A 10,622-nucleotide genomic window follows, 5' to 3' on the forward strand; every position below is an offset into this window, starting at 1 on the left:
GTCCCCAATTGGAGGGTGGGCAGATGCGTTCATTGCGAACGGAGGGCCGGTGGCGCCGGGCCCCCAGATGGGGCGACATCTCGGTCTGGCAGGGATCGGCGACGACACCCGACCTGCCTCGCTGGCCGCTCACGGCGATGTTCGTTCTGTTCCCCATTTGGTGGCTGCTCGGTCCGGGCGAGGCTATGTGGATCGCCCTTGCCGCGGTCATGCTCCTGCTCCTCCTCAGGCATGGAGAGATCCGGGCGCCGCGAGGCCTGGGTATTTGGCTGCTCTTCCTGCTGTGGATGGGTTGTTCGGTCATCGGCATCGACAGTGGAGGACGCCTCCTCGGGTTCGTCTACCGGGCGCTGCTGTACGTCACCGTGACAGTGGTGTTCCTGTACGTGTACAACGCGCGTGCCACCCTGACGGCGAGATATGTGCTGGGAGTCCTGACGGTGTTCTGGCTGATCGTCGTGGCGGGCGGGTACCTCGGAGTGTTCTGGCCGCTGTTCTCCATCGACACCCCGCTGGGCATGGTGCTGCCGTCGTCGTTGAGCTCGAACGACCTCATCCGGGAGATGGTCGTTCGCCGCGTCACCCAATACAGCCCGGACGCGTGGGCACCGATCGATCCTCGGCCCAGCGCCCCCTTCCTCTACACAAACGGCTGGGGGAACGCGTACTCCGCACTCTCACCGATGGTGGTCGCATACCTCGTCATGGTGCGGCGCGAGCGACGATTCTGGTGGCTGCTGCCGCTCATTCCGCTTTCTTTCGTGCCCGCGTTCCTCACTTTAAACCGCGGGATGTTCCTCGGACTGGCGTTGGCGTTGGCCTACGTTTTGCTTCGCTCCGTCCTCAGCGGAAACGTTCGCGCGATTGCAGCGCTCGCCGGGCTGTCTTTGGTCGCGGCGGGTGCCTGGGCGGCCCTCCCGGTCGCGGACAGGCTCGACCACCGGGTTGAAGTCAGCTCATCGACCGAGGACCGCGCTGACCTGTACGTCGAGGCATTCACAAGAACCCTCGAGCAACCGGTCTTCGGCTACGGGGCACCACGGCCCTCCGAGACGCCCGGCGCGCCCTCCGTCGGCACTCAAGGTCAGTTCTGGATGGTGATGTTCTCCCACGGCTTCCCGGGAGCGGCCCTTTTCATGGGATGGCTCGCCTGGGCATTCTTTCGTTCAGTTCGCGAGCGGGACCCCGCCGGCCTGGCGTGCAACACAGTGATACTGGTCACCCTTGTGGAATCGCTGTACTACGGCATTATGACCACTGGGCTCATGGTGGCCATGCTGGCCGCAGCCGTTGCCCTGCGTCCGACAGAAGATGCCGAGCCGGCCCCGCTGAAATCTCAGCCGTCCCGGGTTCGTCAGATCTGACGCTGTCGTTCACTAACCGGAGAGGTGGCCCGAAATGTTGAAGGAAAGTGCGCCAGAGAGCGTCGACGTCATCATCGCCACGCGAGGGAGGCCGGAACTGCTGCGGGCCGCGGTGCGGTCCATCCTTTGTCAGGATTACGGCGGGGAGATCACCCTGACCATCGTCTTCGACCAGACTGCTGTCGACCCGCTGGAAGACATCGATATCCCCGCCGTGCGCCGGCATGTCCGCACTGTGCCGAACACACGGACGCCGGGGCTTGCCGGCGGCCGGAATACCGGGATCCAAGCGGGGACGGGGGATCTCATCGCCTTCTGTGACGATGATGATGAATGGCTGCCCGGCAAACTTCGCCGGCAGATCGAGGCCTGGACGGGCGATCCGGAGGCGGTGCTGGTCGCGACGGGCATCCGGATCGCCACCGCCGGGCGGATGGTGGACCGGCTACCACCGGAGCGAACGGAGTTTGCGGATCTCATCCGCTCTCGGACCACGGAGATTCACCCGTCCTCGTTCCTGATGCGGCGATGCGATGTGGTGGAGCGAATCGGGCTGGTCGACGAGGAGTTGCCGGCCTCCTACGGCGAGGATTACGACTTCCTCCTCCGCGCGGCGAGAGTCGGTCACATTCTCGGGGTGGGCGAGCCGCTGGTCATCGTGCATTGGAACCGGACATCGTTCTTCGCCGGGAAGTGGCGCGGCATCGCAGACGGACTCACCTACCTGCTGAGCAAGCATCCGGAATTCGCCCAGAGCGCGCAGGGCTCGGCTCGTATAGAGGGTCAGATTGCGTTTGCGCTGGCGGCCCTCGGGGAGCACGGTGAGGCATTCCGCTGGGCACGAAGCACCCTCCGCCACGACCGTTCCCAACTTCGTGCGTACGCCGCGATGGCGATTGCCGCGCGACTGGTACCGGCGGGCGCCCTCGTCAGCGCCGTCAACCGGAGTGGCCGTGGTTTGTGACCTGGCTCGACACCGACGGCCCAGCCCTCACCGGAGAAAACCGGTGAGGGCTGGGACGTTGGCGAGTCGCTGGGGTCAGCGCTTGTAGACCCGCACGTAGTCAACCTGGTAGGCCGCGGGGAAGACTGTGTCCGCGGTCGGTGATCCAGGCCAGTTTCCACCGACGGCCATGTTGAGCCGGATGTAGAACTGCTTGACGAAGGCCTGGTCAAGCCAGGAGGTTGTGGACAAGTTGCGCTCGAACGTCAGCACGCCGTCGACGTACCACGTGATGGAGCCGGGTGCCCACTCGACGGCATAGTCGTGGAATCCGTCCGCCGTGGTGCCGACCGGAAGGTCGTAGTTCGTGACCTGCCGGGGGTGTGTTCCCACGTAGTCGTAGTGGATGGTCTGGGAGATTTGGTTGGCGCTGAAGGCCTCGCCCTTGGCAGTACCGACAGCCTCGAGGATGTCGAGTTCACCGATTCCACCCGTCGTCGGCCGCATCCAGAATGCCGGCCACAGCCCCTTGGAGGTGCCCTGGTTGAGCGGCGTCTTGGCGCTGATCTCGAACCGGCCGTATTCGAAGTCCACCTTGTTCTTGGTGCTCAGCATGCCTGAGGTGTACGAACGCCCCCCGGGGAAGCGCGGGTCGTTGGTGCCGCACTTGATCGGGGTGGCTTCCTTGCGGGCGGTGATGGTCAGCACGCCGCTGGAGACGTTGACGTTCTCCGGGCGGTCCATCAGGCAGGCAAGCTCGTTGTTGCCATCGCCATAGGTCGAGTTGTTGTCGACGTTCCAGGCGTCACGGTTGACCGTTGATCCGTTGAACTCGTCCGCCCAGGCCAGGTTCCATCCGGCCGGGGCCGGAGCAGGAGCTGGAGCTGGAGCTGGAGCTGGAGCTGGAGCTGGAGCAGGAGCAGGAGCAGGAGCAGGAGCAGGAGCAGGAGCAGGAGCAGGAACCGGTGCGGCGTTGGTGGTGTCGACGAGGGTCACATCGTCAATGACGAGAGCGTTTCCAGGGGACAGCTTGGCACCGAGGACGTTGATATTCAGAGTGGTGGACGTTCGCGTGGCCTTGTAGGCAGTGGTGATTCGCTTCCACTTGGTGTCCGTGCGCCACTGCCAGGACTGACCGCTGCTGATGACGCTGGACGAGGCGTCCTCTTCGAGCAGCCGAAGGATGACTCCCTGGTTCGCTTGTTCCGCACGGACCCACGCCGTGGCCTCGTAGGTGTGACCTGCGATCAAACCGGATGCCGAGTCGACGACATCATTGAGCGTCACCGTCGCGGCAGCGCTGGAGGTGTTCGTCAATCGAGCCCCTGCGCTTCCGTTCAGACCATTGGCGGTTGCGGCGAGGCGGGTATTCCTTGCGCCTTCCCAGCCGGCGGTGCCTGATGAGAAATTGCCGTTCACGACGGCAATCGTGGCCGCTTGGGCGGCAGGTGCGGTGAGACTCACTGCGCCGACGGCAGATATCACCGTTGCCGCAACAGCGAAGAAGACTCTCCGTTTGCCCGAGCCGGGCCTGGCGCTCATTGTTTCTGAGCGTCTTGGCTTTTCTATTAACATGTGTCTCCCAGCCGCGAAACAGGCTTCACGCCTGGCGGCAGTATATCTTTGCGCCGTGGGGCGTGTTTTTCAATGGCGTGCGGGAGCCCTTTCCTCTCTCCGCGGAGTCTGGGGTGTTTCTCGCGGAGTCTTTTACTTCGTGAGGCATGATCACTTTACTGGTATGCCCCATTTTCTCTGGCCTTTGCCGGGGCATTCACAGGCTTCCACCGCAGGCTCGTGGGCCCGGGGCAGACAAGGGGCCTAACCCGATCCGCCGATTCTCGCGTCCAGATTTGGTTCCGCGAGTTGCTCCAGCGCACGCCGAAGAAGAGTACTCGAGGTTGCCATCGTGTACGGAAAATATTCGATCACCACGCCCACCTTGGCGAACTCGACCTCAAGGCGGCGAGCACGCTCGGTACCCTTCCAGTCATCGCCCTTGAAGTAGACGTCGAACGGCGTCGCACGCCACGCGGCCAGCTTGTCCAGCACGTCTTCCTCCACCGCTTCGTCGACGAAGGAGATGTGACGGACGATCTCGATCCGCTCGGCGCAGGGGATCATCGGCGCCCTGCCCTTGGTGATCTTGAGCATCTCGTCCGAGACGACACCCGCGATCAGGTGATCGCACCGGCTTTTGGCGTGCTTGAGGATGTTGAGGTGCCCGATGTGGAAAAGGTCATAGGCGCCACCGGCGTAGCCGATTCGTTGAGTTCCCACGTGCTCCGTTCCTGGTTCTCGGGGTCTGCCGCGCGGCCAATTCATCAGTACGCACCCACCGGTTGCATGACCGTCTTGAAGGTGCGCCAGATGATGATCAGGTCACCGGCCAGCGACCAGTTCTCGACGTAGTAGAGGTCCAGCCGCACGCTGTCCTCCCAGCTCAGGTTCGACCGGCCGCTGACCTGCCACATCCCGGTCAGGCCTGGCTTGATGTACAGGCGACGGTGCACGTGGCTCTCGTAGGCTTCCACCTCGATCGGGAGCGGGGGGCGCGGCCCGACGAGGCTCATGTTCCCGATCAGGATGTTCCAGAGCTGGGGCAGTTCGTCCAGCGAATACTTGCGGAGCACCCGTCCGACCCGGGTGATGCGCGGGTCATTGCGAATCTTGAAGAGCGCTCCGGATGCCTCGTTCTGGTCGAGCAGGCCGGCGAGGTCGTCCTCCGCCGTCTGCACCATGGAGCGGAACTTGATCATCTGGAAGGTGCGCTCGTTGCGTCCGCACCGCTCCTGGTGGAAGAGGACGGGGCCGGGCGAGTCGACCTTGACGGCGATCGCGATGGCGACCAGGAGCGGCCAGAAGAAGAGGAGTGAGATCCCGGACACGCCGATGTCGAGGACGCGCTTGGCCACGTGCTTTGCACCCTCGAACTGCGGGATCTCAACGTGGATCAGGGGCAACCCCTCGACCGGCCGAAAATGGATGCGGGGACCGGCGACATCCGTCAGCTGGTTGGACAGCACCAGCTCGGCGGACGTCCCCTCCAGCTCCCAGCCGAGAGTGCGGATGTACTCGCTCCCGCCGGCGGGCTGGCCCGCGACGATCACGGTGTCCACGGCGAGCTCGGCGGCCGCGACCGCGACATGTGCGAGGTCGGAAACCACCGGAATGGTTCGGTTTCCTTTCGTCACCGGCGCCTTCGAACCGTTCACGAGCGCGACCCCGACCACGTAATAGGTGGCGCCGGCCTTCTCGATCTGTCCGACCACGTATTCAACGTCCGCTGAGTTGCCGACCACGATGACTCGCGCCAGGTAGTGTCCGAAAAGCCTCTGGCGCAGGAGCCACCGGCGCCACAGCCAGCGTTCCAGGACGAGGCCGCAGATTCCGAGGGGGAGCGCGAGCACGAAGAAGCCGCGCGCGACATCGACCTGGAACGCGAGGAAGCCGATGGCGAGCAGCCCGAAGGCGAGCGCACTCGCGTTGATGACCTGCTTGTACTCCGTCGGCCCGATGCCGATGACGCGCTTGTCCCTGGTGTGGAAGACTCCCAGGGTCGCGATCCAGCTGAGCGCGATGAGCAACGCAACAAGCCAGTAGTCGGCTTGATACCCGCCAACGGATGCCCGGGCGCCCTCGCCGCCGAATCTGACGAGCAGGGCTGCCGCCACGGCGGCCATGACGACACCCGCGTCGCTGACGAGGAGCTTCGCGCGGAACTGCCTGGCCCAGACCAGGCCGGAGGTCTTCGCATCGACGCTGACCGGGGCCTCGAGCGCCGGTGCCGGCACCAGTGCAAGCTTCGGCTGGGCGAGAGGGAGACGCCCCGCGAAGGGCAGGTGCGGTCGTGGGTCCGTCACGGTAGCCTCACCCCGCCACCGGTCATGCGGGGCTGGGCGCGATGAAGCGCTCGGAGTTCGGCCTGGGTGGGGCCGGTCAAAATGGGTCGACAAAAGAGCCGACACGTTACGCACGTGTTCACGGATCCCCCTGCATCTCGGGTGTACAGATCGGGACTGGCAGCGCCCGGGCGCTCCCGTCTAGGGAACGAGATTGCCCGGGCGAAAAAATAAATGATGAAAATTCAACTGCTTGCGGGCCGACCATACCCCGGAACGCGCGGGACGGCTCGTACCCCGAAAAGGGGGGGTGCGCGGGACGGCAACCCGTGGCACCCTCTGCGTCGTGAGTAAACCTCATCTCTCCGGCGACGCATTCACCCGTTGACTCAACGCACATCAGGATTGGGAAAAAGTGACTCCTAAGCTGCGCATCGCCGTCATCGGCGCGGGGGCTCGGGGGGCGAACCTGGCCCGAAACTTTCACAACAGTCCCCGCTGGGAGCTTGTCGCCATCTGCGACATCGACCGCGACCGCGCTCGGAAGGTGGCAGACACGCTTGACGGCGCACGGGCGGTGACGGCCCTCAGCGAACTGCTGGACGCCGAAGACCTGGACGCTGTGGCCGTCGCCACCCCGGCACGGACGCATCACGGCATCACCAGGGCCGCCCTCAGCGCCGGTAAACACGTCATGGTCGAAATGCCCCTCGCCGACACCGGGGCGCGCGGGCGCGACATGGTGCGGGCCGCCGCTGAGCGAGGCCTGGTGCTGATGGCGGTCCACGCCTACTGCTACGCGCCGGCCGTTCTGACGATCCGGGACCTGATCCAGGAGGGCTCGCTCGGCGACATCCTGTTCATTGATTCCCTGCGCATCGAACCGGGCCTCATCCAACCGGAGATGGACGTGTTCTGGGACCTTGCACCCCACGATCTGTCCGTCCTCGATTTCATCCTGCCGGGCGGACTCCGGCCACTGAGCGTGTCCGCGCAGGGAGACGACCCGCTCGGGACGGGTAAGGCCTGCGTCGGATACCTTCTCCTGCCTCTGGCGAACGGTGCCACTGCCCAGGTGTACGTCAATCGGCTCAGCCCCACCAGGATCCGCCGGATGATCGTCGGTGGCACGAAATGCACCGTGCTGTGGGACGACCTCAACCCACAACAGACGGTGAGCGTCTATGACCGTGGCGGGGACTTCGGCTCGCAGGCCCTGGACGGGGCAGAACAGACGACCGCGACCCTTCCCTATCGACCGGGGAACCCCGGGTCGCCGATAGTCTCCGAGCTGGAGGCGCTGGGTGCGATGGCCTGCGAGTTCGCGGACAGCATCCGTCAGCTGAGGGCGCCGCGCACCGACGGTGAGGCGGGGCTTCGGGTGCTATCCGTGCTGGAAGCGGCGACCCGGAGTCTGGCTACGGCCGGCTCCGCACGGGCACTCGACGAAGATCGGCTGGCGGCGCGGGGGCCTGCGTGAGCACGGTGAGGCCCCGGGACAAAAAAAGAAGGCCACCCCAGTAGAAGCCTGGGAGTGACCTTCAGTGGCCCCGACCGGCGTCGATCCGGTGACCTTTCGATTTTCAGTCGAACGCTCTACCAACTGAGCTACAGGGCCAGAAAGAAACCTCGAGAAGTCGCTTTCCAAGGAAAAAAACCCCTTCTTTCGAAAGGGCTTGCTTCCTTTGCGACCCTGACCGGACTTGAACCGGCGACCTCCGCCGTGACAGGGCGGCGCGCTAACCAACTGCGCTACAGGGCCTCGTGATGAGAATCAATCGATCTTCTGAACCAACTGATTTTCACTGCTGAGCTTTTACTGCGTTTTTCGTACTTGTTCATTCTTGCACATTCAGACTTGCATTCTTGCGTAGCCCCAACGGGATTCGAACCCGTGTTAACGCCGTGAAAGGGCGCCGTCCTAGGCCGCTAAACGATGGGGCCAAGACGCCATAAACCGCATGGCTTCCGACGCATAAGCATACGGTCTGCTGCCGGGAAATCCCAAATCGTGTCCCGTGAGCGTGTCGCTAGCGACGTCTTGTGCCGCCACGCCCGTGAATTGCGGGCCGGTTGGGTGGAGCCGGTTTAGGTTCAGGAGGGGTGTTTATAACCTCATGTTGTTACTGTGAAGAAGAGTTAACACAGTGATTGCTGTGATTAACGAGCCCGATCGGGGAGTAATGAAGCGCACGGCACATCCGAATGGCCGCGAAGCAATGAAGCGACTGGGGGGTCTCCGGTCACCTGGGGGTGCCCGCATCCGTCGTCGACCTCTGAGTCTGATCACCGGTTTCATCGCGGCCCTTGCCCTGTGTGTCACGCTCGTCGGCCCGGCTGGGTCCGCCCAGGCCGTGGACTACCCGACCTGGCAGGACCTGCAGAACGCCAAGTCCAATACGGCGGCGGCGGCGACGCAGGTCACCCAGATCCAGAACCTGATCGCGAATCTGCAGGACCAGGTCAAGCAGACGCAGGCCGAGTCCGAGGCGCGCGGCGCCGAACTCCAGGTCGCCCAGGAGAAGTTCGACGAGGCAAGCCGCCGTGCCGTCGACCTGCAGCAGCAGGCCGACGCCAGCACCGCGGTTGCCCAGACGGCCACGCGCCAGGCCGGCCAGCTGGCCGCGCAGCTCTACCGCACGGGCGGTACCGATCTGAGCGTCAACCTCTTCCTCGACGGCCAGGACAGCAGCGAGGGTGCGGATGCGCTCCTGTCGAAGCTCGGCAGCATGAGCAAGCTCGTCGAGCGCAGCACCGGCGTCTACGAGGAGGCGCAGACCGCACGGAACGCGGCCCAGTCCCTCGGCGACCAGGCCAAGATCGCCCAATCCGAACGTGAAACCCTGCGGGTGGCCGCCGAGGCCGCCCTCGTCGCGGCGCAGGAAGCCGCGCAGGCCGCCACCGACGCGCTGGCCGAGTCGGAGGCGAAGAGCATCGAGCTCAACGCCCAGCTCGCCTTCATGCAGGACGCCCAGGCGACGACGGCGGCGGGGTACGAGGCCGGCGTGATCGAGCGGGCCCGCCTCGCCGCGATCGAGGCCGAGCGGGTGCGGGTGGAGCAGGCCGCGGCCGAAGCCAGAGCGGCCGCCGCGGCAGCGGCAGCGGCCGCCAACCGGAGTAGTAGCAGCGGCAGCAGTAGCGGCGGCGGCGGCGGTGGTGGCGGCTGGGCAGTTCCCGCCAATGGGCGGATCACGGATGGTTACGGTCCGCGCGCGGTGATCTGCGGCAGCGACGGCTGCAGCAAGGGCTTCCACAGTGGCACCGACCTCGGCGCCGGCTGCGGCGCGTCGATCTACGCGGCCAGCAGCGGCACCGTGATCTATGCGGGCGGGTACGGCACGTACGGCAACTTCGTCCTGATCCAGCACGCCGGCGGGATATCCACCGGCTACGCCCACATCCGGCCCGGAGGCATCGGTGTCTCGAACGGCCAGAGCGTCTCGGCCGGGCAGCGGATCGCCAGCGTCGGCGAAACGGGAGCGGCCAGCGGCTGCCACCTGCACTTCGAGGTTCGCACCAACGGCAACCAGATCAACCCTGCTCCGTTCATGGCCGACCGAGGAGCTTCCCTTGGCTAAAGACACCGCCCGAGGCTCGATTCGGCACACTCCCGCCCGGCTGTTCGCGGCCGTCGCGGTCGGGGCGGTCGCGGCATCCGCAGCAGGAGTTACTCCGGCGGCGTTCGCCGAACCGGGGTATCCCAGCTGGGACGACGTGCAGAAGGCCAAGCAGAGCGAGGCGACCAAGCAGGCCGAGATCGTCACGATCACCGGGCTGCTGGGCGACCTGCAGGTGCGGGCGGATGCCGCGTCGAAGTCGTCGCGGATCGCCGCCGAGGCCTATCGAGTGGCCCGGGACGATCTTGACGCCGCCACGGTTCGCGAGGCCAGCCTGCTGGGCCAGGCCACGTCCGCGAATAAGCGCGCGGCGACATCCCGGATGCGGGCCGGTCTGATCGCAGCCCACCTCGCCAAGACGGGGGCGCAGGACCTGTCGCTCAATCTCTTCCTCAACGGGGACGGCGCCGACGACCTGCTGCACCAGCTGGGCACGGCCAGCAAGCTGGGCGAGCAATCCGAAACGATCTACAACCAGGCCGTGCAGGACAAGAACACCGCCGAGGCTCTGGGCGAGCAGGCCACCGCCGCCACCGCGGAACGTGCCCGCCTCTCGGCCGAGTCCGTGACCACCTACGACGCCGCAACCGCGGCCGCCCAGGTCGCGGAGGCGGCCTTCCAGACGGAGCAGAAGAGGTCGAACGACCTGTTCGAGCAGCTGGCGCTCCTCAAGGACACGACGGCCGAGGCCGAGCGCTCCTTCCAGGCCGGTCAGGATGCCGTGGCCGCCGCCGCCGCTCTCGCTCGGGCGCAGGCATCCGCCGCAGCGAAGCAGGCCGCCGCCGCGGCGAAGGCACCGGCCGCCTCGCCGGGAGCCGGGGCCCAGGCACCCGCAGCGGCCGTCCGTCCGGCGCCGGCC

At 65.7% G+C, this 10,622-nt stretch carries 8 protein-coding genes and 3 tRNA genes; 5 read left to right on the plus strand and 6 right to left on the minus strand.

From position 1 onward, the window contains the following. Positions 1–23 precede the first annotated feature (23 nt). Together E3O49_RS09555 and E3O49_RS09560 are read left to right on the plus strand one after the other, a co-directional pair. Positions 24–1,364 carry an O-antigen ligase family protein gene (locus E3O49_RS09555; RefSeq protein ID WP_134367890.1) on the plus strand — a complete coding sequence of 447 codons (1,341 nt, stop codon included), beginning with the start codon at positions 24–26 and terminating at the stop codon, positions 1,362–1,364. Positions 1,365–1,398: 34 nt separating this feature from the next. Beyond that, positions 1,399–2,328, plus strand: coding sequence for a glycosyltransferase family 2 protein (locus E3O49_RS09560; protein ID WP_134367892.1), 930 nt, complete (start codon positions 1,399–1,401; stop codon positions 2,326–2,328). 75 nt (positions 2,329–2,403) lie between these two features. On the opposite strand, the gene E3O49_RS09565 is transcribed toward E3O49_RS09560, so the two are convergent. From E3O49_RS09565 to E3O49_RS09575, 3 genes are all read right to left on the minus strand, one after another. Next, a complete protein-coding gene (locus tag E3O49_RS09565) occupies positions 2,404–3,882 on the minus strand; it encodes a family 16 glycosylhydrolase (protein ID WP_134451422.1) in 1,479 nt (492 codons plus the stop codon). 243 nt (positions 3,883–4,125) lie between these two features. Next, positions 4,126–4,584 (minus strand): FAD synthase family protein, encoded by a 459-nt coding sequence (locus E3O49_RS09570; RefSeq protein ID WP_241976099.1) that lies wholly within the window; start codon positions 4,582–4,584, stop codon positions 4,126–4,128. 44 nt (positions 4,585–4,628) lie between these two features. Beyond that, positions 4,629–6,167, minus strand: coding sequence for a sugar transferase (locus E3O49_RS09575; RefSeq protein ID WP_241976097.1), 1,539 nt, complete (start codon positions 6,165–6,167; stop codon positions 4,629–4,631). Positions 6,168–6,561: 394 nt separating this feature from the next. Here E3O49_RS09575 and E3O49_RS09580 point away from each other — a divergent pair, with 394 nt between their 5' ends. Further along, the gene (locus E3O49_RS09580; protein ID WP_134409870.1) at positions 6,562–7,626 is read left to right on the plus strand and encodes a Gfo/Idh/MocA family protein; all 1,065 of its coding nucleotides are present in this window, start codon (positions 6,562–6,564) and stop codon (positions 7,624–7,626) included. A 65-nt stretch (positions 7,627–7,691) separates the two neighbouring features. Here E3O49_RS09580 and E3O49_RS09585 read toward each other — a convergent pair. The 3 genes from E3O49_RS09585 to E3O49_RS09595 all read right to left on the minus strand — a co-directional run bounded on the left by E3O49_RS09585 (position 7,692) and on the right by E3O49_RS09595 (position 8,090). After that, positions 7,692–7,764 (minus strand) — tRNA-Phe (locus E3O49_RS09585). 70 nt (positions 7,765–7,834) lie between these two features. Beyond that, positions 7,835–7,908, minus strand: a tRNA-Asp gene (locus E3O49_RS09590). 109 nt (positions 7,909–8,017) lie between these two features. Next, positions 8,018–8,090: transfer RNA gene (locus E3O49_RS09595), tRNA-Glu, on the minus strand. A 275-nt stretch (positions 8,091–8,365) separates the two neighbouring features. Here E3O49_RS09595 and E3O49_RS09600 point away from each other — a divergent pair. Beyond that, on the plus strand, positions 8,366–9,724 hold the full coding sequence (locus tag E3O49_RS09600) for a M23 family metallopeptidase (protein WP_134451423.1): 1,359 nt from the start codon (positions 8,366–8,368) through the stop codon (positions 9,722–9,724). Next, positions 9,717–10,622, plus strand: a 906-nt coding sequence (locus tag E3O49_RS09605; RefSeq protein WP_134451425.1) for an NlpC/P60 family protein, incomplete at its 3' end; no start/stop codon positions are given. The genes E3O49_RS09600 and E3O49_RS09605, both read left to right, overlap by 8 nt.

The organism is Cryobacterium shii, assembly GCF_004402595.1.
In the GTDB taxonomy this organism is placed as follows: Bacteria; Actinomycetota; Actinomycetes; order Actinomycetales; family Microbacteriaceae; genus Cryobacterium; species Cryobacterium shii.

What these genes read in the sequence shown, in the direction of transcription:
- E3O49_RS09555 (WP_134367890.1), top strand. Translation starts at nt 24, where the DNA reads ATGCGTTCATTGCGAACGGAGGGCCGGTGGCGCCGGGCCCCCAGATGG.
- E3O49_RS09560 (WP_134367892.1), top strand. Translation starts at nt 1,399, where the DNA reads ATGTTGAAGGAAAGTGCGCCAGAGAGCGTCGACGTCATCATCGCCACG.
- E3O49_RS09565 (WP_134451422.1), bottom strand. Translation starts at nt 3,882, where the DNA reads ATGTTAATAGAAAAGCCAAGACGCTCAGAAACAATGAGCGCCAGGCCC.
- E3O49_RS09600 (WP_134451423.1), top strand. Translation starts at nt 8,366, where the DNA reads ATGAAGCGACTGGGGGGTCTCCGGTCACCTGGGGGTGCCCGCATCCGT.